This is a genomic window from Leptospira saintgironsiae (assembly GCF_002811765.1).
Classification (GTDB): domain Bacteria; phylum Spirochaetota; class Leptospiria; order Leptospirales; family Leptospiraceae; genus Leptospira_B; species Leptospira_B saintgironsiae.
In genome coordinates, this window is record NZ_NPDR01000003.1 from 260,908 (window position 1) to 283,716 (window position 22,809).

Below are 22,809 nucleotides of genomic sequence, written 5' to 3' on the forward strand. Positions count from 1 at the left end.
CACTCACGCTTCCCTGGTTCGGAAAAGTTTGATCACACAATATAAGGATAGAAGGGTTACCAAACCTAAAGAAATCCACATGATAAGTGCTCCATCCAAGGTCAATTCAGGAGAAACTGACCCGAATGCTTTCTTGATAGAAGCGGTTTCTTTGTAAGGAAAAATATTCATAAAGAATGCCAAAATCAGTATAAAACTTCCTAAAAAGATTGGTAGCACTTTGTTCGTGGATTTATCTTTTGCTTCCTCTTTGCCCTTTAGGCTGAGATGAACGAGTAGGTATACGAGTCCAAACACTACGATAATTGCCAGGAATACATAACGAGAGATCAATGCTTGGAATTTTGCTTCTTCAGGATCTGTTCCGGCTGCCGCATTTGCGATCATCCAATCCACATCCATCTTATTGATATAAGATCCAAGGTTTTGGTAGAGAAACATTCCGAATACGATCAGCAAAAATGCAGGTGTAATATATTGGATCACCCACCAGAAAAATTTTGGAAGATGAGCCTGTGCACCCTTATGACCTTCTTCCAAACCCTTTTTAGCTCCGATCACCCAACCGAAAATTACGATCTGCAATGTTGCTAAAATATAGATAAGAACTGTTCCTACCCAGAAATCTGCTTGGTCGAGTGCATTGAAGTTTTTGTTAAAATACAAAATTGGGAAAGAAAGTCCGAATGTGAAAATGAAAAGTATAAAACTGGAAGTCCTTCTTCTGATATGAAACGCTTCTTCCAGAAATACGATCACAGGCTGTAACATTGTTACGGAAGAGGTGAGTGCCGCTAAGAATAATACAAAATACCAGATGGCTCCGAAGAATGATCCTCCTGGCATTAACGCAAACACAGAAGGAAGTGCGATAAATCCCATTCCAAAAGTTCCAAAAGAAGTAGCTGAAACTCCTAAAAACAAAAATGCAACTGGGATAGTGATCATTCCACCAAATGCAACTTCTACAAATTCATTTAAAGAAGCTGCGGAAACAGAAGATAAGATTACATCATTTTCTTTTTTTAGATAACTGGAAAATACCAAGGCGATCCCGAAACCGGCGGACAAAGTAAAGAAGATCTGACCTGCTGCAGAGATCCAAACCTTAGCTTCTCCCAATGCAGACCAGTCCGGATTCCACATTTTTGCAAGCCCGAGTTCTATATTATCTAAAGTTAATACTCGAACAAGAACGATGACTGAACAGATTAACATAGAAGGAACTGCGATCTTAGCGAATACTTCCAGACCTTTTGCAATCCCTCTATATACTAAAATAAAGTTCATTAGGAAGCAGGCGAGTGTGGCGTAAAAAATTTTACCTTGTACTGCACTTCCATTTTCCTTTGCGCCCACCAATGTATGGAAGTGATTGGAAGAATTTTGGATAAGAGAATTCAGATCCCCATTCCCGGAATTTAAGCTGATACTACCTGTTACAAAATCGAAAGCGTAAGCAAGGCACCAGGCCTCCACAAAAACATAGTAAACATAAATCATTAGAGGAATTGTAACACCAATCGCTCCAAGCAGTCTAAGAGGAACACCGGAAAGATAGGCACGGAAAAGATTCGGAAAGCTATGACCTTGTTCGCCACCCATTCTTCCCATCACCCATTCGGTGATACAGACAGGAATTCCAACCAGGATAAAACTGATGATATAGGGGAGAAGAAATGCTCCTCCTCCGTTCTGCACAGCCTGTCCCGGAAATCGGAGGAAATTTCCGAGTCCGATCGCTCCAGAGGCAACGGTTAATATGAGTCCAGTACGGGATTTCCAACTTTCCTTGGGCGGTTCTTTAGACATGTGATGAACTTAATCCCAGTAAAATAGTCCTCCTTGTCAAAACGAATTCGGATTTAGGAATGGAAAAAAACGGGACATAATGGAGTTAAAATCTCATATGACTTTCTGGCAGAAATTTATAGAAATATTGCTACCAGACCAGTCTAAGTACCAACTCGAATACAGAATGGATTCGGACAAAAATGAAACTAGATAAGATCACATTAAAATTGAATGAAGCACTTTCAGGCGCTCAAAGCTCTTACGATAAGAACCCTGAGATACAAGAGGAACATATCATTGCTCAAATCCTAGGCCAAGGAGATGGGTTTGCACCTCCTTTGTTTTCCAAACTGGGTTTGAATCTGTCCGAGTTCCGACGCAAGACAGAAGAAGCGATCAACAAACTTCCAAGGGTAGAAGGTCACTCGGAGAAGGGGTTCTCCAGAGCATCTATCTCACTCTTACAATCTTCCGACAAGATACGAGCGGAGCTGAAGGATGAATATCTTTCTACAGATCATGTTCTCTTGGGATTTTTGCAGAATGGTACTTCTTCCCTTCGCCAAGAATTCAATCGATTAGGACTCGATTATCCCAAATTATTAAAAGCAGTATTAGAACTTAGAAAAGGACAACCCATCATGGATGATACTCCGGAAAACAAGGCAGATGCCTTGAAAAAATATGCAAAAAATCTAAATGAGCTGGCTAAACTAGGGAAATTAGACCCGGTAATTGGAAGGGACGAGGAGATTAGAAGGACCATCCAAGTACTTTCTCGCAGGACCAAGAATAACCCAGTCCTGATCGGGGAACCAGGTGTTGGTAAAACTGCAATTGTAGAAGGACTAGCAGGTAAGATCATCCAAGGAGAAGTTCCAGAGGGAATTAAAACTAAGACCATCTATGCATTGGATTTAGGCGCAATGATCGCTGGTGCAAAGTATCGAGGAGAATTTGAAGAAAGACTAAAAGCTACCCTCGACGAAGTAAAACATAGCGATGGAAATATCATACTATTCATAGATGAGATCCATACACTTGTGGGAGCAGGTGCACAAGAAGGAGCAATGGATGCTTCTAATATGCTGAAACCTATGCTTGCACGTGGAGAACTTCGTTGTATAGGTGCGACGACCCTAAAGGAATACCAAAAGTATATTGAAAAGGATGCAGCCTTAGAAAGAAGGTTCCAGCCTGTTTATGTAAAAGAACCAAGCGTAGAAGAAACAGTTACTATTCTCCGCGGTTTAAAAGATAGATACGAATTGCATCATGGAATTAAAATATTAGATTCTGCGATTGTAGCTGCAGCTAGTTTATCGAATCGTTATATAGCGGATCGTTTCCTTCCGGATAAGGCAGTGGATCTAATAGACGAAGCAAGTTCCAAGATGAGAATAGAAATGGATTCTATGCCGGAAGAATTGGATAAGCTGAGTAAAAAGATCCAATCTTTAAAGATCGAAAAAGAAGCTCTTAAAAGAGAAACCGATCCAGCTTCTAAACAAAGAGTTGAGAATATTGGAAAAGAACTTTCCGAGCAAGAAGAACTATTCAGGAATTTAAAAGCTCGTTGGGATCTGGAAAAATCTAAAATTTCCAAAATCAAGGAAATCAAAGAGGAAACAGATAAATACAAGGTCCTCGAAGCGGAAGCAGAAAGAAGGGGGGAGATCAATAGAGTCGCAGAAATTCGTTATGGAAAATTAATAGAACTTTCCAAAGAAATGGAAAAAGCAAACGCGGAACTCAAAAAGATCTCAGGCTCAGGAAGACTTCTAAAAGAAGAAGTAGATGAGGAAGATATTGCAAATATAGTCTCTCGTTGGACTGGGATCCCTGTATCTAAAATGCTCCAAGGAGAGAAGGTCAAACTTCTCAAAATGGAAGATTCACTTAAGATTAAAGTGATCGGTCAGGACCATGCTTTGGAATTATTGTCTGAAGCGATCCGAAGATCCAGAGCAGGGATTGCAGATCCAAATCGTCCTATCGGTACATTTCTATTCTTGGGACCTACAGGTGTTGGTAAGACTGAAACTGCAAAAGCATTGTCTGAGTTCTTATTTGATGATGTGAATGCAATGCTTCGTATAGATATGAGCGAATATATGGAAGCTCATTCTGTATCCAGATTGATAGGAGCTCCTCCAGGTTATATAGGTCATGACGAAGGCGGGCAATTAACGGAAGCAGTAAGACGTAGGCCTTATTCCGTGATCTTATTCGACGAGGTGGAGAAGGCTCACCCTGAAGTGTTCAATATCTTCCTACAGATTTTGGATGAGGGTAGGTTGACTGACTCTAAAGGAAGGAATATAGACTTTAAGAATACAGTCATCATTCTCACTTCTAATCTAGGCTCGGATGTTCTTAGTTCTACAGAATATTCAGAAGAAGAAAAAGAAAGAATGGTGGACCAAAGGTTGAAAAAACATTTCAAACCTGAGTTCTTAAACCGCTTGGATGAAGTGATCCTATTCAAGTCTGTGGATGAGTCAATGATCGCTAAGATCGCTGAACTTCAATTACAGATCATGGCTAAAAAGGCAGCAGAGAATGGACTTTCAGTGAGTTTTACACCTGCATTGAAAAAACATATAGTGCAGGTTGGTTTTGATCCTGAATATGGGGCAAGACCTTTGAAAAGACTAATCCAAAGAGAAATTGGAAATGCTCTCAGTAATCTTATACTGAAGGGTGAATTCAACGAAGGGCAGAGTATTGTCTTGGATTATTCTGGCGGTTTAGTGTCTGTGAAGTAGGCTGAAAATAAAAAACCCCGGGTTATCATAACCTGGGGTTTCACTAAGCGCAGCACATAGTAAGGGAAAAGAATGTGCAGTATTGCTTACGGGAGTTTGACCTCCCGTGTTCGATTTAGAATTCTACTTTATGTAGAAATAATTCCTCTTTTTTCATTTTTAAAACTTTAGAAGCCATGCTCTTGAAATCTTCAGGCGGCTCTAATAATCCTAACTCCACTTTAGAAAGGAAAGGAGTTGAGACCTTTAATTTTTTAGCCATATCATATTGTTTGATTCCCAATTCTCTGCGTTTTGCCCAGAGTTTATTGGTAAGTCCTTGGCTGAATTCAGGATAAACCTCTTCTACCGGACTTTCATTGAACAGTTTATCTAATGTCGTTTTCAAATATTTAGCGCAAGCCTGTCTGAATTTTTCAGTAGGAGCTTGGCTTCCGGTTTCAATTTTGGAAAGGTAGCTAGGGGATACACCCAGAGCCCTTGCCATATCATATTGCTTGATTCCCCGTTTTTTACGGAGCATATAGATGTGGTTGTTCATTCTTTTCCCCTTTTTAACCGTTATAAAACGACCTTACTTTGCCTCAAGAATAAATTTCCATCATGCTCAACAGGCACTTAAGTATAGAAATTTTTTCCAAAGTCGGCTAATAGTAAGAGAGATAAGAATAAGAATCAAGCATTTGAACTCATATTCTATAAAAAAAGGCGTTAGACTTATAATGAATTGTAGAACACGGTCAGTAGCCCGAAGTATAAAGGTCAATAACCTCTTCGGACTACTGGTTTAAGGGATATCTAAGCTATCTATAACTTAGAGTATACGATCAGATCTTACCTTCTTTCAATCTACTTGAGTCCAGAATGAATTGGTAATCTGTTTTAAGTTTTTGAGTAAGCTCTCTAACGAAGTTTTGTTTTTTAGCTCGGATCAAATCTTCTTTAATTCTCTCTCTAACTTCTCCATAAGGCATAGGAGTTCTGTCTTGAGGGTTATTCGGATTTGATTTAGCATAAGAGAACATTTTGGCAGCTTCGTACTGCTCTCTCATTTCTGCTTCTGAAACAGTTACATCACTTGGAAGTTCTCTTTTGAATACCAAAGGTTGCACAATGTAAAGTTTCATTACATTGAACATATCTTGGAAATCCTTAGATTCTAAAGCATCTTTTAATTCTTGAGAATGGTCCGCTATCTTATACCAAACAAATTGTTGTCTGAAAAATTGGAGCACATTCGCCTTATCGTCTAGTTTAGAAGAATCAAGACCGCTTTGTTTAGCCAGTTGTTCCAATTCATTTAAAACATCTTTGAACTTAACAGTTTCGCCTGTTTTGGTATTGGTTAATAGAACAGAATCATGAGTAAAAGTGTTCAGATTATCTTGAGTGATGTTTGCTTTTTCGAAACCAGCATTTTTCACCAATTGTTCTTCTTGCTCGCTAACTGCGCTGAACAAGAATCTTTTTTTCATGAAGTCTTCGTAACGAGGAGCGATATCATCTACTTTTAGATCTAGATAATTACGTTTTACTTCTGCTTTGATCTGGTCTGAAATGTCTGGAGTCTCAATATATTTTTTAGCGAGACTTTTTAGTTTTCCGAATTCTTTTGAGAAAAATTTTCCAACTCTGGAAGCATAGATTGTTTCTACTCTTTCTACTCTTAAGATCAGGAATTTTTTCTTTCTAGGAGCCTTTGGATCTGCTCCTGGAGGAAGTTGGTCATCGATCTCTTTTAAGATCCATTTTCCTTCATTTTCAGCAGCTTCTTTGTAAAAAGTTAGGTTAGGATCATTTCCGCAATTTAAACATTGTGGTTCTAATAATCCGCCAACAGCTTTGTAAGCCGGTTGATCAGTATGATCTTGTACGTATTGGATAATTTCTTTTTTAGAGGAAAGTTTTTGAATTCCTTCAAAAATACTCTGAGCTCTCTGTCTAGTAACTTCTTCTTCTTTAGGATCAAAAGAGAAAACTGCGATTACTCGAACAAAAGCAAATTTTAATTTACCAACTTGCTCCAACTTCTCCGCTAAATTTCTTTGCAGGAAAGAAGCTGCCATCTGTGGTTTGGAGTATTTTAGAAAAACTGCTAATTCATCTTCGGATACAAGTTTCTTTTCTGTATTGTACAAAGAGATCAATTTGAAAAGACCTAAGGTTTCCAGAAGTTGAGTTTGTTCTTCTTTCGTAGGATGATTTGGCTCTGGCTTGCGTCCGCCTGTATTTAATTGGTAGAAGTTCCTGAGTTCTTTTCTGGTAACAGTGCCACCTTTGAAAGATGCTAATACATCCGAGTCCGAATTACACTGAAAGAGTAATGCCGCCAGGAGGGAGAGTACGATTATTTTTTTGTTCATGTTGTTTTATATAACCTGTTCTTTTCGGATTTCGAAAAGACTAGTATTTATGGATGGTCTTTCGGGCAGGTTGCTGCTTCTTACCTTGGATTTCAACGGATATTTCGCGAGTTAGTCGTTTTTCGTTGTCTTGGTAAAGTCCTTCGGCTGCCCTAGCGCCTGAAGGATTGCCGGAAGAATTCCAATCAGCTGGGGTTTCCTTTGTCTTCATAGAAAGCATCTCTTGTTTTTGAGAAGAGAGTTTATACATCTCCGCTCCAATAGATACTTTTAAAGATTCGGAATAATCCCGGTCTGCTGCAATTCTATCCTTGATCTTGCCTAGTTCGGTCAGGTCCCTTTCTATTTCTTCCGTTTTGCGTAAAAGATGTGCCACTTTAATTTTCATGGAATAAGACCTGGAACTTTAAACTTCAGTTCCTGAGTCTAGGCCCCATGCTGCTTCTTGCAAGTAGGAAAAAAAGAGTCCGCAGGTGAGGATCATCAACTCTTCTCCCGGTTTGGATAGACATATAAGAAAGAAGAAGGTGGAAAATAAGAGGCCGCTAAGATGATCCTTCTTTCCCTTCCAAATGACCCAAAACATTCCTAAAAATAACAGTACTGATTTGAATAGGGAAGGTTCTAAACCAGGATGAGCCGGTTCATATAAGATCCAAACTCCTGTAAGTAAAACACAAAGTCCTAGAATAATAATACGAACCTGTTTCGGAATGGATAAAATTAGAAATAAGGAAAGTGCCGGGATTAGAAATGGAGAAAGTTCCCTTCTGGAAAAAGAAAGGATACAAGAACCTGCCAATATTAAGACACCTAAAGTTTCTCTAAACGCTGGAGAACGACTTCCTAAAAAAGAAAATCCACCTGAGGAGATCATACCCGCAAGACTCAAGGAGACTAAATCTAAAATGGATTCTGCAGCAGTTCCATCCCAAAAGGAAACTACGCATATAGAAGTTGGAAATATTAAGAAATTGAGATTGGGTCTAAGCGTTTTAGAAGAATGGAACTGGGAAAATGCGATTGTAAGACAAAGCACCAAGGACCCGGAGAATGGAAATCCATAGGTTTTGAAAAAGAGATAAGCTGAGGTGAAGAATAGAAAAACCATTTGTATCTATTATGAAATTCCGGTATTCTGACGAATCGAACCGATATGATCCTGAACGAGATTATCATCTCTACGGAAAAGATAGACAGCGTTCAAGTTCTGAAATTGCAGGGTTCTATCAACTCCTTTACGGAGAAAAAATTTAAGGATGCGCTTTCCTTGGCAGTTCGCCAGGGACCGGTCATCATGGATATGGAAGACGTACATTTGGTATCCTCCACTGGGGTCCAGGCCTTAAAGGAAGTCAGCCAATCCAGTTTTTCCAGTAAGAACAAACTCGTCCTTGTAAATATCTCCAAAGCCGTAATCAATGTTTTTAAGATGGCCGGTTTAAGTGGATTTTTCCTAATCGCGAACGACGAAGAGGCCGCTTTAAAGATGGCTTCCAAACGATGATATTCTCAGATCTAAGATGGAATCTCGGAAATAGAAAATGAAATCTGAAAAAACTTCCTCCTTCAATTATTTTAGAAAGGCCTGGCATTTACTTGGTCTGATCATTCCTGCTTTTTATTATTTCGATACATTTCACGGACAATTTTTGTTAGTGTATGCAACCCGTGCAATTATCACAGTTTTACTAATTCTATGTCTTGGTCTTTTGGTATTATTGGAATGGGCAAGGTTTCATATTCCAGTAGTTCAAACTGTATTTGTAAAGTTAGCCGGACCTTTATTAAAAGAAGAAGAGAAGTATAGGATTAACGGGACATTCCCTTATTTTCTTTCTATCACGTTCGTTGTATTTTTCTTCCCACCTGATATCGCAATTCTTTCCCTATTATTCTTAGTGATAGGAGATCCAATGGCCGCTTGGGTGGGAACTCATTTTGGGAAGAATAGATTCTCAAATGGTAAATCTAAAGAAGGAATTTTAGCATTCATTCTATCTTCTACAATCGTAGGACTTTGGTTTATTTATGTAGTTCAATCTGGTTCGAGAGAACTTGGGATCTACCAATTTTCTTCCGGAGAATTTTGGCAGAATGTGATCTTAGTCCTGCCTGCGGTGATCGCAGCTGCTGTTACTGAATTATACAGCGGAACTTATTGGAATGGGATTGTAGACGATAATCTTTTGATACCTGTTGTATCTGCTGTTGTCTTGGGAGTGTTTGCGTATTTTACTTTAGATTTAAGTATAGGCCAGATCTTTTTGAATCCAGCCCAGATTTTCGAAACATATTAAGAAAATTGAATTTTTCTTATCTAAAAAAGTTTTAAGGAGTTTTTTCCGCAGGAAGAACATGATACACAAAGTCAATTTTAGTCTTTGTGTTACCTTTGATCCCTTTTGCAGACCAAGTAAATTCTAAATCTGTAGGAAAAATAGAATTTTCGTAAGGATATTGACCTAAACGATTTTCTTTTTTTTGTTTTTCCTTTACCATAGCTCCCAGATAATTAAAAGAACCAATCCAATCTTCTCCAATTTCGAAACCTTCCATTTTACCTTTTACGCCTGCAAATTCGTACATTGCAAAATAAGTTTCTTGTATCTGTTTTCTTTCTTCAGGACTCATTCTACGATTCATTCTTAAAACGAATCCTGGAGTTTCACGAGCATGGAAATAAAGATAGTTACCTAATTCTTCCCAGGTATTTGGCTTTTTCACATTTGGAATATCTACAGAATACTTTTTGTTCAATGGAGAAGGTTCTCTGCATACCCCATCTCTTGTGAAATAGTCACATAGTTCCACATTGCTAACGGAAAGAACAGAAGGTTCGCATGCTGCAAAGACAATTAGGGATAAAGAAATGAGTTTAACGTTTTTCCAAAGAGCTAACATAAGATTCTCGTAAATTAGTAAAAAAGTATAGAACTTCAGGATGTTTAAAAAATTCGGAGGCCGAACTTTGAGGGATCCATTTTTGTCCCTGGTAGGTATAAATGATCTCTGCAAATACTCCATGGAACATATAGATCCTATGTAGATCTTCTTCCAAGGAAGCTAAAACCAAATTATAAGGAGTCAAATAACCTGGCAATATTCTAATAGATTCATCCGATTTTCTCAAAGTCGTTTGGAATTTAGTACATTCTTTTTGGAGACTCGGAAGTTCTTCTCTGGAAATCCTTCTCTTTAAAGAAAGGATACGAGTAAATCTTCCGATGGGAGAATCCAAAAAGTTCTCGAATTGGTGGGTCCATTTTGGAAGTGGTTTGGATTCGTATAAGGCTTGAGAGAATGTATCTTCTGCTTTTTCTTTTAAACGATAGTAAGCCTCTTCATTTTCATAGGAAACCACTATAAAGAAAGAAGCCGGAAGAGGTTTTTTGGATTTGGAAGATATTTGTTTGGGATTCACTTGTCTAAGCTGGTTTCAGGCAGCAGATTATAATTTGGAATCGAAATAATCCAGCAGAATTTTAGTAAGCCAACGACCATCTGGAAGGTCAGGCTTGGAATCAGCCACAAATCCAACATGCCCCCCTTGTTTGGTCAGGATAGTTTTGAGGTTCGGAAGTTTGGACCAATTGATAGAATTCCATTCGAATAGAGGAACCACTGGATCATCTTCTGCATGGATTAGAATTCCTGGAAGTATGATGGATTGTATATAATTGATACAAGAGTTCTTTTTATAATATTCCATTGCACTAGGATATCCAAAAGAAGGAGCAGTGATCATATCGTCGAAGTCGAAAAATGTTTTTATTTTTTTGGAATTTTCCAGCTGCAAAGGAGTCAGGTCTAAAATCCCTTCTTTGATCTTCTTCTTAAAACTACTGATAAAATGATTTCTATAAAATCTTCCGGAAAGTGAATCTATAAAATCACAATTTTTGGCAAGGTCCAGAGGAGGGGAGACCGCAGAGAATGCGAGTGCCTTATGATTTCTGGATTCTCCAAAAAATTTCAGGACCAAATTTGCTGAGAGAGAAAATCCAGATACATAGATCTTTTTGCTCAGATATTCATGAATATAATCCAGAACATCTTGTACATCTTCAGACTGACCTGCGTAATATGATTTACGAGCAAATCCTCTTCCTCTTCCGCAATTTCTCAGATTCATACGGATAACTCCGTATCCTCTTTCGAGTGCAGAAGTAGCGAGAGATATTAGATAAGAACTTTCTGAATCACCTTCCATCCCATGGATCATGAGTATATAAGTTCCATTGGAAGGAATGGCACTCTTACGATAAGAAGAAACAGGAGGGTTATGTTCTAACCAGAGTTTGTCTCCAGATTCTCCGCTTACTGTAAGAAGAATGTCTTCGCAATAATAAGAAATCCTGAGTGAATTTTCAGGAGGGAAAAGTGTATTGTAAATAGTTTGGGCGTGTTTTCCTGAAACGAATCTTTTAGGTCGAAAATGTGAAGTTTCCATAAATCAACGGATTTCGTTTTCTTTAAAAAACTCTTTCCACTCTTCTTCTTGTTCTTTTTTTAAAGGGAATTTTTTATCTAAGAACTTTCTGAATTTTTTCAGGAAAACTTTTCCCTTCTCTCTGATCTTTGAATCATCTGGAAACATATCTTCCAAATAAAAATTTAAGAACTCATCCAGTTCAAAACCGCCTAGATCAGAGACTAAAATTTTGTCGGAAGTATGTTCAGGGTTCTCAAATAATAATTCAGAGAATTCCAGAAATAGGGAAGGCATTTCTTTATCTGAAGAAGGAGCTCCTTCCGGAATTGTTTCCAGAAAGGAGCGAACGGTTTCTTCTAAGGAAGAGGGACCAGACAAGTTTATAAAACCTTAATTGGATGGTTTAGGAAAGTCTATTGTGGTTGCGAGTGAATCTACGATACCATACTTGATCGCTTCATCCGCATCCATATAATAATCTCTATCCGTATCTTCTTCCAGTTTTTCAACAGGATGTCCACAAGCTTCAGCAAGTATTTGATTTAATCTTGCTCTTGTTTTTAGAATTTCTTCTGCATGGATTTGCAGGTCCGTTGCAGGAGCAACGATCTGGCCGCCTATACTTGGTTGGTGGATCATCACTTTACCGTTAGGCCAAATAGATCTTTTTCCTTTTACACCTGCTGCAAGAAGAACCGATCCCATGGATGCGGCAAGTCCCATACAAACAGTATGTACCGGAGAAGTGATCATTTTCATTGTATCATAAATAGTGAGTCCGGAAGTAACAACTCCACCTGGACTATTGATATAGAATGTAATTTCTTTTCCTGGATCCGCCATTTCCAGATAGAGTAGTTTGCCTACGATGTCTTTTGCGGATTCATCGGTAACCGCACCCCATAAGAAAATTTTTCTATGGTCGATGAACTTTTTGGAAATTTTGCTACCGGCTAATTCTTCAATTACTTCGGTGATTTTTTCTGTCTCAGACATTATGGCTCCCTTAAGCAGCGGTTCGTTCTTCCAGTTTCTTCCTCCGTAATTTCCTGAAAACTCCAATAAATACGAAAGCTACAAAGGAAACGTAAAAAAAGCGAAGCAACTGGATCGGAGGGACCGGCATATCACGGTCCGCTCTTAAAGCAATTAGACGGGAGGCAAGGACCGGACGATTCTCCGCTTTTGGTTCTGGCTCCCTAAATTTGATAATTTGTGCGTTTTCGGAGAGAAGATAATACTTTCTGGCCTCTTTCTCCAATGCGACCTTATCATCGCGTAGAAGTTTCTGCCTTTCTTCTAATTGTCTATTTTCATACTCCAGTCTTTCCACATCTAAACGAAGGCTGGAAAGACTGGTTTCTAGGGTAGACCTTACGACCAAACCTGACTCTCCCAATACCGTGAAGTAAAACATTCCGGAAAGGAAGAGTAGAAGTAAAAACAGTTTGTTCGCCAGATTCATACCCATAGAAGTTTAAAGATTATAGAATGTATTTCTCCCTTTGTAAACCGCAGAAGAACCTAATTCTTCTTCGATTCTCAAAAGTTCGTTATATTTAGCGATCCTATCGGTTCTGGAAAGGGAACCAGTTTTGATCTGGCCCGCGTTCGTACCTACCGCGATATGCGAAATAGTTATGTCCTCAGTCTCTCCGGATCTATGGCTGATCACATTCGTATATTTGGCTTTTTTAGCCATATCGATGGACGCCAATGTTTCGGATAAACTTCCGATTTGGTTCACCTTGATCAGGATGGAATTGCCCACCTTTTGGGAAATTCCCTGAGAAAGTTTTTCTATATTAGTAACGAATAAATCATCACCTACGAGTTGGATCTTCTTACCCAATTTCTCGCTTAGAAGTTTCCAACCTTCCCAGTCGTTCTCATCCAGACCGTCTTCAATAGTAATGATCGGATACTTTGAGACTAGATTTGAATAGTATTCTACTAATTCTGCGCTAGAGAACTCTTTATTTCCTTCTCCACCCAGAACATACTTTTTCTTGGTTTTGTCGAAAAACTCGGAAGAAGCAGCATCCAGACCTAATAATACGTCTTTCTCTGGCTTATAACCCGCTTTTTCGATAGCTTGGAGAATTACTTCTAGTCCTTCCAGGTTGCTTGCCAGGTCAGGTGCGAATCCGCCCTCATCTCCGACTGCAGTATTCAATTTTTTGGATTTAAGAACTGACTTAAGGCTATGGAAAACTTCTGCCCCAACTCTAAGAGCTTCACGGAAACTATTTACTCCCACAGGTAGGATCATAAATTCTTGGAAGTCTACGTTATTGTCTGCATGAGCTCCACCGTTGATGATATTCATCATTGGAACAGGAAGTTCTTTTGCAAAATTTCCGCCTATGTATCTGTAAAGTGGCAGTCTTGTATGAGAAGCTGCTGCTTTTGCTACTGCAAGGGAAGTTCCAAGGATCGCATTTGCACCTAATTTGGATTTGTTTTTGGTTCCGTCCTTATCCAACATCAGGGAATCAATTCTGTTTTGGTCTAAAGCGTCTTCACCGATCAGAACGTCTTTGATCTTTACATTTACATTCTCAACTGCTTTCAGGACACCTTTTCCTAAATAACGGGATTTATCTCCGTCTCTTAATTCTACTGCTTCGTATTCTCCAGTGGAGGCTCCGGAGGGGACTGCAGCTCTGCCGAATGAGCCGTCTTCCAGTTTAACATCTACTTCTACCGTAGGATTTCCTCTGGAATCCATGATTTCGCGGGCGCGGATCGCCGAAATTTTGGAGGATTGGGCCATGTGATTCTTATAATACCTATCTCTTATAGATTTTTCCTGAAATCCTTTTGTTACGGGGAAATAAATCAAGCGGGAAAAGGAGGAAAAAAGATTGCCTGGACAGGCTATAAAGATAGAAATCCATCGATGAAAACGACAGAAAAGCATTCTATATTCTTTCATATATCCTTCACAATACTATGTATCATAGTATTATTACTTCCGATCCCTGCAACAACCGGTTGGAGAATGTTTTTTTTGGTCTTAGCGTATAATGTTTCTCTGCCAATCGTTGCTCAGGTCTGGGACCACGATCGTTGGATGGATATTTTCCTTTTTGTATTGCCTGTTAGTATTCTACAAGTTATCCCTGATTGGTTCTTATCCAAAGTGCTCGGGGTTTTAGTATTTCCTCAGGACGGATTTTATAAGTTTGGAACTGTTTCCGCTTATATGGCAGGACTTTGGACCGTCCCACTCTTTATCATAGTATATGTTTCTACTAGATTCGAGAAAAGATATCCTGAAGCAAATCCAATCAGCAAATATTTGTTAGCTGGAGGAAGTGCATTTGTGATCTTCTTCTTATCCGAAGAATTTATGAGAATGATCCCGGTTTGGTATGCACAGAATGTTTCAATGATTGGGCATACTGCGATCTATGTTTTATTCCCTGAATTTGTATTGGGAATATTTGCTACATTCGCATATTTCCATACAGAGCATAAACCTTTTAGAACAAAATTACTTTGGGCCATTCCAACCATGTCTATCTATCTGGGAGCGCTTTCTTTCAGTTATTTATTTGTAGAAGGTGTCTGGAAAGTCTAAGAAAGAATGAAAGTTCTGACTAAAATTTCAGAAATCAAAGATTTAGTCTCGGATCGAAATCCAGAAATTTTCAGTCTTCCTCCTGAGTTTTCGGAGAAGGTGGATATAGATCCCGATTATTCTTATACTATCCAAAAAGAGTTCAATGTAGAAGGGAAGGCTACCTTCGAGAATAAAACATCGATAGTTAAAGTTAGTCCCGCTCAGAATGGAAGATCTGGTTTTAGCTGGAACGGGATTCGTTACGATCTGGACAGCCAAAAATGTATTAAAGGAAATCATAATATACAATTGGGGGAAGTTAAAGTAATAGAACATCCTCTTGCTTGGATGTTGGCTTTTGGGGTCTATGCAGATTTTACTTTAACTGAATCCAGTTTTCCTACATTCGATTATTGTGATCAGGTCTATATGGACCAATCCAAAGGAAATCTGAAAATATTAGAAAAAAGGAAAAAGATCTCTATATCTTCTCCATTTGCTTTAGTTTGGGACAAGGGTTATTGTATTTTAGAACCAGCGACACAGGATTCAAAAGGCCTTTTGATAGACCACCAAGTAGAATATCCTGGAACTACGGTAGGAAAATCCAGGATTGTGACTGAACTAACTCCAGAAAACTTTTCTTATTTCGGGGACGCAAGGACCACTGCATTTCGTAACAAAAAAGATGCGGAAAGTTTTTACCAAATTGGACTGGCTGGAGGATTAAAAGATTATCCATTCACTTTGGAAAACGTATTACTTTTAGATGAAGATAAAATTTATAATATTCGGGACAAATTTAAAGATCCAGGATCAGATTATAATTTCGAATTCATCTGTCATGAACTGATAGATATCGTTTCTTGGTTACGTTTTGTAGAAGAAAAGTATGAAGGGAAATTTTTCGGAAAGATGACAACATTTCTTTTTGATCATCACAAACAGATAGATATCGCTCAATTTTCCTGCAATCCGGAAGAGTTAGAAAAATATGGGATCCGGATCGGAAATTAATTTCGGGCAAATGATTTCCAAAAGCCTAAAACTACTTGTAATAGAAACGGTTTCGTTTTAAAAAATCAAAACAGTCAAAAAATTTTATATAAAGAGGTTTCCAATGCGGATCGGAATATTACCGCTCTTATTTATCCTAATGATCGCAGTAAACTGCGTAGCATTAAATACTACTGGATTAACGAATCGTTATAAAGGAAGTGAGGCAAAGGATAAAATTCAAGAAGCGGCTACTGTCGCAGCTCAATTATACGCGATTGGGACAGGAGATTTTTCAGGCTCCACATATTTGAATAATATCTATCTTCCTCCAATTCTGGCAGGGATCCAACCGGGCGAGTATTATGCTAAGGAAGATGTGAATGCTTGTGTGGAAGAGATCAAATTGTTCGGAGCCTTAAAACTACAACCTGCTGTTGCAGTTCTATTTGGGCAATGTTCAAATCTCCAGCCTGACAATAATGTGTACGGAAACGTAAACTAGTTCCTTTTCAATAACTCTTCCTCGGTCCTAATCGGGCCGGGGACAAATTTCCCCCAGTAAAAGGCTTTTCACCGGGTCCTTCTCCCTGGACTTTGTTTTTAGCAATGTCCGATCGCCAACAATTCATCCGCAATTTCTCGATTATCGCCCATATTGACCATGGTAAGTCCACTTTAGCTGACAGACTTTTGGAAATAGGTAGGATCACTGATGATCGGACTAAAAAAGACCAGATCCTGGACTCCATGGATATTGAGAGGGAGAGAGGGATCACGATTAAGGCGAACAACGCCACTTTCAATTATACCGCAGCTGACGGTAATACTTATACGATGAACCTGATCGATACTCCTGGCCACGTGGATTTTACCTACGAAGTATCTAGATCCTTAAAAGCATGCGAAGGTGTGCTTCTTATAGTAGATGCAAGCCAAGGAGTAGAAGCACAAACTCTTGCGAACCTTTATCTTGCTATGGAGCAAGATTTAGCAATCATCCCAGTTATGAATAAAGTGGATCTTCCCGCAGCGGATGTGGAGAAGACCAAACTTCAAATCGAAGATAGTTTAGGTTTGGATGCAGAGAATGCTGTGGCGATTTCTGCAAAAACTGGACTGAATGTACAAGCGGTCTTAGAAGAAATCACAAGACAAATCCCTTCTCCAAAAGGGGATCCAAAAGGTCCTCTTAAAGCACTTATCTATGATTCTTATTTCGATCCTTATATGGGAGTTGTTATCAAGATCAGGGTCTTCGACGGTACCGTTAAAAAAGGGGATCGTATCCTTTTAATGAGCAGCCAAAAGGATTTTACAGTAAACGAAGTTGGTATCAAAGGAATTGGTTTAACACCTACAGATTCTCTCACTGCGGGAGAAGTAGGATATATCATCGCTGGTATCAAAAAAGTTTCTGATGCAAGAACTGGAGATACTGTAACCTTATATTCTAATCCGAGTACAGAAGCAGTTCCTGGTTATAAAGATGCAAAACCTATGGTATTTGCCGGATTATTTCCTATTATGGGAGAACAATTCGAAGAACTCGTAGATGCGATCGAAAAAATGAAACTGAATGATGCAGCGCTTGTTTATGAAAAAGAAAGTTCTGCCGCATTAGGGTTTGGATTCCGTGTCGGATATCTTGGACTTCTCCACATGGAGATCGTACAAGAAAGATTGGAAAGAGAATTTAATCTTGATCTGATCACCACTGCACCTTCCGTAAAATATACCATCCGAATGAAAAACGGAGAAGTATTCGATATAGATAACCCTTCTAAATTTCCTGATCCAGTTTTTATAGAAGCTACTGAAGAGCCTTATGTAAAAGCTTCCATCATCACTCCAAATGAGTATGTAGGGAATATCATGTCACTCGCGATCGATAAAAGGGGAGTCCAATTGGATACAGTTTATCTTTCTCAGGATAAGGTTCAGTTGACCTACGAGATCCCTCTTGCTGAGTTAATTTTCGAATTTTATGATAAACTAAAATCTTTAACCAGAGGATATGCTTCCTTGGACTATGAGCCTTGCGGTTATAAGGCTTCGAGACTTGTTAAAATGGATATTCTGGTAAATGGAGAATCAGTGGATGCACTCTCCATGATTGTCCACTCTTCCAAAGCAGAGTCCCGTGGTAGAGAGATCATTGAAAAATTAAAAGAAATCATTCCTCGTCACCAGTTCATGATTCCAATCCAAGCTGCAGTGGGAGGAAAAATCCTCGCGAGAGAAAGTATTTCTGCTCTTCGTAAAAACGTAACTGCTAAATGTTACGGCGGAGATATCACCCGTAAGAAAAAACTTTTAGAGAAGCAGAAAGAAGGGAAGAAGAGGATGAAACAGATCGGAAACGTTGAAATCCCTCAAGAAGCCTTCTTAGCGGTCTTGAAAACAGGGGATTAATTTTTGAAAGACTCCGTTTTGCGTCCCCGCAGAACAGGAGTAGATTCCGTTCTTAAAACTCATTCCTCCGAACTATTTATCAAAAGAGAAGATCGGATCTTTTTCTCCCAAGGGACAAAAATCCGCAAATTACTCGGGATTTATAGAAGCTTAGAATCGAAACTCCGTTCCGGCGAAATCCAGAATATCATTTTACAAGGGAATTTGCATTCGAATGCGATTCTTGCTGGGAGTTTATTTTTTAAGTTTGTCGATGTGCCTACAAAAATCCTGGGATATTCCAGGGATCCAAAGTTAATTACTCCTGCTTCTATCATTTCTAAACGATTTTCAGAGCTACAATTGTATCCGACTAGGAAGGAATGGGAGAAAGCTGTCGAAGATACTAGAAAATCTCTTCTTACCAACCAAGCCCTAATTCCGGAATTTCTATTCACATCGTTTGCCCTGGAAGGACTCACTTCTATCTGGGATGAAATAGATCATAGTCAGTATGATCGAATTGTTTTAGATGTTGGTTCCGGACTTACTTGGCTCTCTGGAATTCTTTGGGGAAAACTTCCTATAACGGGAATTTGTCTTGGCTTAGAGAAGAAAAAGTTTGGGCCTTGGATGGAATCAAATCTGTCGTCACTTCGACTTTCGAAATTAAACCTTCCTTATGAAAGCCTAATCGATCCTCAGGAAAAACTAAAAGCCAATTTCTCCTATGGAAAAAAAGGGAATATCTGGTTAGAAAAATCTAAAGACTATCAAAAACGATTTGGGATTTATTTGGAGCCAATTTATGGGGCAAAGTCTATTAGCATTATTGAATCTATGATGGAAAAAAGAGAATTAGAAGGGCGAATTTTGTATATTTACCAAGGGGGAATTTTACAAGGAGGGGTTTCTTCTATTCTTTAATTATTCTTCGCTAAAAACAAAAAAGGCCCTCTTTCGAAGGCCTTCTTCTTATTAGGAAATCCTAATTCTTAAGAAAGAATAAATTCTTTGTTTAGAACTCGGATGAAATCCCGTTTGATATCTTTAGGGCAAGCAGCTTCGCATTCGTACTGGTTTGTACAATTTCCGAAACCTTCTTTGTCCATTGCATTTACCATGTTTTTCACACGTTCTTTTTTCTCTACCTGGCCCTGAGGAAGTAGTGCAAGGTGGGAAACTTTTGCAGAAACGAATAACATCGCAGAAGCATTTTTACAAGAAGCTACACAAGCACCACAACCGATACAGGTTGCCGCGTCCATTGCAACGTCAGCATCCTTTTTGGGAATAGGTAATGCGTTTGCGTCAGGAGCTCCACCTGTATTGATACTTATGAATCCTCCTGATTGGATGATCCTATCAAAACCACTACGATCCACTATCAAATCTTTTATAACTGGGAATGCTTTCGCTCTCCATGGCTCTAAGTAAATAGTGTCTCCATCTTTAAAACTTCTCATATGAAGTTGGCAAGTGGTCACACCAGGAAGAGGCCCATGAGCCTCTCCATTGATCATAATATTACAAGAACCGCAAATACCTTCTCTACAATCGTGCTCGAACGCAATCGGATCATCACCTTTTACGATCAGGTCCTCGTTAACTACGTCTATCATTTCTAAGAAAGACATATCAGGAGAAATATCTTTGGCATCGTAGTTTACGATCTTGCCTTTCTCTTTTGCGTTTTTCTGTCTCCAGACTTTTAGTTTGAGGTCCATTATTTGTAGCTCCTCGTAGCGAGTTTAATATTCTCGAATTCCAGTTTTTCTCTGTGCTCCGTAGGTTTTGCGCCTACTCCTTTCCATTCCCAAGCAGTTGCATGACAGAATTTATCGTCGTCACGTTTTGCTTCTCCGTCATCCATCTGGTGTTCAGTACGGAAATGGCCTCCACAAGATTCTTCTCTTGTAAGAGCATCTAAGCAGAGAAGTTCTCCGAACTCTAAGAAGTCCGCAACTCTTCCTGCTTTTTCCAGGGATTGATTTAGATCAGAGCCCGAACCAGGAACGTTTACATTTTTCCAGAATTCTTCTCGGATCTCAGGAATTTTCACGAGAGCTTCTTTTAAGCTCTTATCGGTCCTTGCCATTCCGCAATTATTCCACATGATCTTTCCGAGTTCTTTATGGAAAGAATCAACAGTTCTCTTACCTTTGATGTTAAGGAATTTATTGAGTTGAGTATTTGCGTCAGTTTCTGCCTTTTTGAATTCGGCATGATCTGTAGAAGGAGTTTTTCCGAATCCTACTTCTGCCAGATAATTTCCGATAGTGTAAGGAAGAACGAAATATCCATCAGCAAGACCTTGCATCAGTGCAGAAGCTCCAAGTCTGTTTGCTCCGTGGTCAGAGAAGTTTGCTTCGCCAATCACGAATAAACCTGGAAGATTACTCATCAGGTTATAATCCACCCAGAGTCCGCCCATTGTATAGTGAACTGCAGGGTAAATTCTCATTGGAACTTTATAAGGATTTTCTCCAGTGATCTGCTCATACATCTGGAAGAGGTTACCGTATCTTTCCGCGATTGTATGTTCTCCCAAACGATTGATCGCAGAGGAGAAGTCCAGATAAACACCTTGGCCGCCTGGTCCTACACCGAATCCTGCATCACAAACTTCTTTTGCAGAACGGGATGCGATATCACGAGGACAAAGGTTTCCATAACTTGGGTATTTTCTTTCTAAGTAATAATCTCTTTCGCTCTCAGGGATATCCGCTGGGTTACGAGTATCTCCTTGTTTTTTAGGGACCCAAATACGTCCGTCATTTCGAAGAGACTCAGACATCAAAGTTAATTTGGACTGATGATCTCCAGAAACTGGGATACAAGTAGGGTGGATCTGAGTGTAACAAGGGTTAGCGAAGAAGGCGCCTTTTTTGTAAGCCCTAAAAGTTGCTGTAACGTTAGAACCTTTCGCGTTTGTAGAAAGATAGAATACGTTACCATATCCACCAGAAGCAAGAACAACCGCGTCGGCAGAATGAACTGATACTTGGCCGGTTACTAGATCTCTGATCACAACACCTTTTGCATGACCGTCGATCACAACCACGTCCAACATCTCAGTTCTTGGATACATCTTCACATTTCCTAAACCGATCTGTCTAGAAAGTGCAGAGTAAGCTCCTAATAGAAGCTGTTGTCCAGTTTGACCTTTAGCGTAGAATGTACGGGAAACTTGCGCTCCACCAAAAGAGCGATTATCCAAATGTCCGCCGTATTCTCTTGCGAATGGAACGCCTTGAGCCACACATTGGTCAATGATGTTTGTAGAAACTTGAGCGAGACGATATACGTTAGCTTCTCTTGCTCTGAAGTCTCCACCTTTGATGGTGTCATAAAACAAACGATAAACTGAGTCACCGTCATTTTGGTAGTTTTTCGCTGCGTTGATACCACCCTGAGCTGCGATCGAGTGAGCTCTACGTGGGCTGTCTTGGAAGCAAAATGTTTTAACATTATATCCTAATTCTGCTAATGTTGCAGAAGCGGAACCACCTGCGAGTCCAGTTCCAATTACGATAACTGTATATTTTCTTTTGTTAGCCGGGTTAACTAATTTGATATGGGATTTATAATCGTCCCATTTTTTTTCCAAGGGACCCGATGGGATTTTGGAATCTAAACTCATTATTGCGCTCCTGGAACTTTCACGAAGTTGAGAAGAATGGCAAGCGGCATAGAAACATTGCCGATGAAGATGGTCAAAGCGTAGAGGATCGCAAATGCGTTCGTCTTAGGCGCCCAGAAAGTGGTGTTAAAACCAAGAGTTTGGAAAACACTCGTCACTCCATGACGCAAATGAAACGCAAGCAAGGTCATCGCTACGATATAGGAAATAGAAACGTAAACATTCTTAAATCCTAAGATCACCATAGTGTAAACATCATGCCTTTGTCTGTCGCCAAGGGTTTCTTGGAGAGCAAAGTTTTCAGGCTGAATCTTACCAATAGTAAAATGAAGCAAATGGTATATTACGAAAGCTAATAATACGGAACCAGTCAGAGCCATATAGCGGGAAGACAAAGTAGCTTGGATCGTACTTTCTTTTACATACCCTACCGGTCTTGCCTTCTTGTTTTCAAGAGACAATTTGAGGGCGTAGTAAACGTGTAATACGAACGCTACTAAAAGGATTCCGCGGGCCAGCCATAATAGTCCGCCTAAATTGTGTAAGAACTCAGCGTAAGTATTAATCTTATCGGGTTCTTGGAAGATCTGGAGGTTCCCCAGCATGTGTACAAACACAAAGCCGAAGAGAATGATTCCGGTAATCGCAACGATAGTCTTTCTACCGATGGACGACCTTAGATATCCAGCTTGAAAATCCATTCAAAATCTCCTGTGAGGATCATGGGAAGAAGTCATCGATTTGTTTGAAGAAGGGAGCAAAAACGAAAGATCGAATTTAGAATCCCTCTACAAAGTAGGATAAAAAACCAGGTTCAGACGAAAAGCACTTTTAAACTTAAAGACAAA

At 39.4% G+C, this 22,809-nt stretch carries 23 protein-coding genes; 8 read left to right on the forward strand and 15 right to left on the reverse strand.

Going from position 1 to position 22,809, the window contains the following annotated elements; translation table 11 throughout:
• Positions 1 to 3 precede the first annotated feature (3 nt).
• Complete coding sequence (locus tag CH362_RS08735) at positions 4 to 1,812, reverse strand: sodium-dependent transporter (protein ID WP_100709979.1); 1,809 nt, start codon at positions 1,810 to 1,812, stop codon at positions 4 to 6.
• Between the two features lie 182 nt (positions 1,813 to 1,994).
• Here CH362_RS08735 and clpB point away from each other — a divergent pair, with 182 nt between their 5' ends.
• A complete protein-coding gene (gene clpB, locus CH362_RS08740) occupies positions 1,995 to 4,562 on the forward strand; it encodes an ATP-dependent chaperone ClpB (protein ID WP_100709980.1) in 2,568 nt (855 codons plus the stop codon).
• A 115-nt stretch (positions 4,563 to 4,677) separates the two neighbouring features.
• Here the strand turns inward: clpB and CH362_RS08745 are convergent, their stop codons facing one another.
• The 4 genes from CH362_RS08745 to CH362_RS08760 form a co-directional block, all read right to left on the reverse strand.
• The gene (locus tag CH362_RS08745) at positions 4,678 to 5,085 is read right to left on the reverse strand and encodes a helix-turn-helix domain-containing protein (protein WP_010515694.1); all 408 of its coding nucleotides are present in this window, start codon (positions 5,083 to 5,085) and stop codon (positions 4,678 to 4,680) included.
• 304 nt (positions 5,086 to 5,389) lie between these two features.
• Positions 5,390 to 6,925: an LIC12015 family putative lipoprotein gene (locus tag CH362_RS08750; protein ID WP_100709981.1), complete on the reverse strand. Its 1,536-nt coding sequence runs from the start codon at positions 6,923 to 6,925 to the stop codon at positions 5,390 to 5,392.
• Between the two features lie 40 nt (positions 6,926 to 6,965).
• Positions 6,966 to 7,313, reverse strand: a complete 348-nt coding sequence (locus CH362_RS08755) for a hypothetical protein (protein WP_100709982.1) — start codon at positions 7,311 to 7,313, stop codon at positions 6,966 to 6,968.
• 18 nt (positions 7,314 to 7,331) lie between these two features.
• Positions 7,332 to 8,036, reverse strand: a complete 705-nt coding sequence (locus CH362_RS08760) for a hypothetical protein (RefSeq protein ID WP_100709983.1) — start codon at positions 8,034 to 8,036, stop codon at positions 7,332 to 7,334.
• Positions 8,037 to 8,081: 45 nt separating this feature from the next.
• On the opposite strand from CH362_RS08760, the gene CH362_RS08765 reads away from it, so the two are divergent.
• Both CH362_RS08765 and CH362_RS08770 read left to right on the forward strand, forming a co-directional pair.
• Complete coding sequence (locus CH362_RS08765; protein ID WP_100709984.1) at positions 8,082 to 8,432, forward strand: STAS domain-containing protein; 351 nt, start codon at positions 8,082 to 8,084, stop codon at positions 8,430 to 8,432.
• A gap of 37 nt (positions 8,433 to 8,469) precedes the next feature.
• Positions 8,470 to 9,225: a diacylglycerol/polyprenol kinase family protein gene (locus tag CH362_RS08770; protein ID WP_100709985.1), complete on the forward strand. Its 756-nt coding sequence runs from the start codon at positions 8,470 to 8,472 to the stop codon at positions 9,223 to 9,225.
• A gap of 31 nt (positions 9,226 to 9,256) precedes the next feature.
• On the opposite strand, the gene lcpA is transcribed toward CH362_RS08770, so the two are convergent.
• The 7 genes from lcpA to eno are packed head-to-tail and all read right to left on the reverse strand — an operon-like array spanning position 9,257 to position 14,136.
• Positions 9,257 to 9,829, reverse strand: a complete 573-nt coding sequence (gene lcpA, locus CH362_RS08775; RefSeq protein ID WP_100709986.1) for a complement regulator-acquiring protein LcpA — start codon at positions 9,827 to 9,829, stop codon at positions 9,257 to 9,259.
• Positions 9,804 to 10,349, reverse strand: a complete 546-nt coding sequence (locus CH362_RS08780; RefSeq protein ID WP_100709987.1) for a DUF4416 family protein — start codon at positions 10,347 to 10,349, stop codon at positions 9,804 to 9,806. Before CH362_RS08780 ends, lcpA begins: the two co-directional genes overlap by 26 nt.
• A 27-nt stretch (positions 10,350 to 10,376) precedes the next feature.
• Entirely contained in the window at positions 10,377 to 11,378 is a 1,002-nt protein-coding gene (locus CH362_RS08785) for a YheT family hydrolase (RefSeq protein WP_100709988.1), read from the reverse strand.
• Between the two features lie 3 nt (positions 11,379 to 11,381).
• Positions 11,382 to 11,738, reverse strand: coding sequence for a hypothetical protein (locus CH362_RS08790; protein WP_100709989.1), 357 nt, complete (start codon positions 11,736 to 11,738; stop codon positions 11,382 to 11,384).
• Positions 11,739 to 11,750: 12 nt separating this feature from the next.
• Positions 11,751 to 12,356, reverse strand: coding sequence for a ClpP family protease (locus tag CH362_RS08795; RefSeq protein WP_100709990.1), 606 nt, complete (start codon positions 12,354 to 12,356; stop codon positions 11,751 to 11,753).
• A gap of 10 nt (positions 12,357 to 12,366) precedes the next feature.
• Positions 12,367 to 12,831, reverse strand: coding sequence for a septum formation initiator family protein (locus tag CH362_RS08800; protein ID WP_199775789.1), 465 nt, complete (start codon positions 12,829 to 12,831; stop codon positions 12,367 to 12,369).
• A gap of 6 nt (positions 12,832 to 12,837) precedes the next feature.
• On the reverse strand, positions 12,838 to 14,136 hold the full coding sequence (gene eno, locus CH362_RS08805; protein ID WP_100709991.1) for a phosphopyruvate hydratase: 1,299 nt from the start codon (positions 14,134 to 14,136) through the stop codon (positions 12,838 to 12,840).
• Between the two features lie 126 nt (positions 14,137 to 14,262).
• On the opposite strand from eno, the gene CH362_RS08810 reads away from it, so the two are divergent.
• From CH362_RS08810 to CH362_RS08830, 5 genes are all read left to right on the forward strand, one after another.
• Positions 14,263 to 14,946 (forward strand): DUF6989 domain-containing protein, encoded by a 684-nt coding sequence (locus tag CH362_RS08810; RefSeq protein WP_100710244.1) that lies wholly within the window; start codon positions 14,263 to 14,265, stop codon positions 14,944 to 14,946.
• Between the two features lie 6 nt (positions 14,947 to 14,952).
• The gene (locus CH362_RS08815) at positions 14,953 to 15,945 is read left to right on the forward strand and encodes a UDP-3-O-acyl-N-acetylglucosamine deacetylase (RefSeq protein ID WP_100709992.1); all 993 of its coding nucleotides are present in this window, start codon (positions 14,953 to 14,955) and stop codon (positions 15,943 to 15,945) included.
• A 103-nt stretch (positions 15,946 to 16,048) separates the two neighbouring features.
• On the forward strand, positions 16,049 to 16,429 hold the full coding sequence (locus CH362_RS08820; RefSeq protein WP_100709993.1) for a TIGR04452 family lipoprotein: 381 nt from the start codon (positions 16,049 to 16,051) through the stop codon (positions 16,427 to 16,429).
• Between the two features lie 104 nt (positions 16,430 to 16,533).
• Positions 16,534 to 18,339: a translation elongation factor 4 gene (gene lepA, locus CH362_RS08825; protein WP_100709994.1), complete on the forward strand. Its 1,806-nt coding sequence runs from the start codon at positions 16,534 to 16,536 to the stop codon at positions 18,337 to 18,339.
• A gap of 3 nt (positions 18,340 to 18,342) precedes the next feature.
• Positions 18,343 to 19,245 carry a PALP domain-containing protein gene (locus tag CH362_RS08830; protein ID WP_100709995.1) on the forward strand — a complete coding sequence of 301 codons (903 nt, stop codon included), beginning with the start codon at positions 18,343 to 18,345 and terminating at the stop codon, positions 19,243 to 19,245.
• A 68-nt stretch (positions 19,246 to 19,313) separates the two neighbouring features.
• On the opposite strand, the gene CH362_RS08835 is transcribed toward CH362_RS08830, so the two are convergent.
• From CH362_RS08835 to CH362_RS08845, 3 genes are read right to left on the reverse strand one after another with little or no spacing between them, the layout of a single operon-like run.
• The gene (locus CH362_RS08835) at positions 19,314 to 20,045 is read right to left on the reverse strand and encodes a succinate dehydrogenase/fumarate reductase iron-sulfur subunit (protein ID WP_100709996.1); all 732 of its coding nucleotides are present in this window, start codon (positions 20,043 to 20,045) and stop codon (positions 19,314 to 19,316) included.
• The gene (locus CH362_RS08840; RefSeq protein WP_100709997.1) at positions 20,045 to 21,961 is read right to left on the reverse strand and encodes a fumarate reductase/succinate dehydrogenase flavoprotein subunit; all 1,917 of its coding nucleotides are present in this window, start codon (positions 21,959 to 21,961) and stop codon (positions 20,045 to 20,047) included. Before CH362_RS08840 ends, CH362_RS08835 begins: the two co-directional genes overlap by 1 nt.
• The gene (locus CH362_RS08845) at positions 21,961 to 22,662 is read right to left on the reverse strand and encodes a succinate dehydrogenase cytochrome b subunit (protein WP_100709998.1); all 702 of its coding nucleotides are present in this window, start codon (positions 22,660 to 22,662) and stop codon (positions 21,961 to 21,963) included. Before CH362_RS08845 ends, CH362_RS08840 begins: the two co-directional genes overlap by 1 nt.
• Between the last annotated feature and the right edge of the window lie 147 nt (positions 22,663 to 22,809).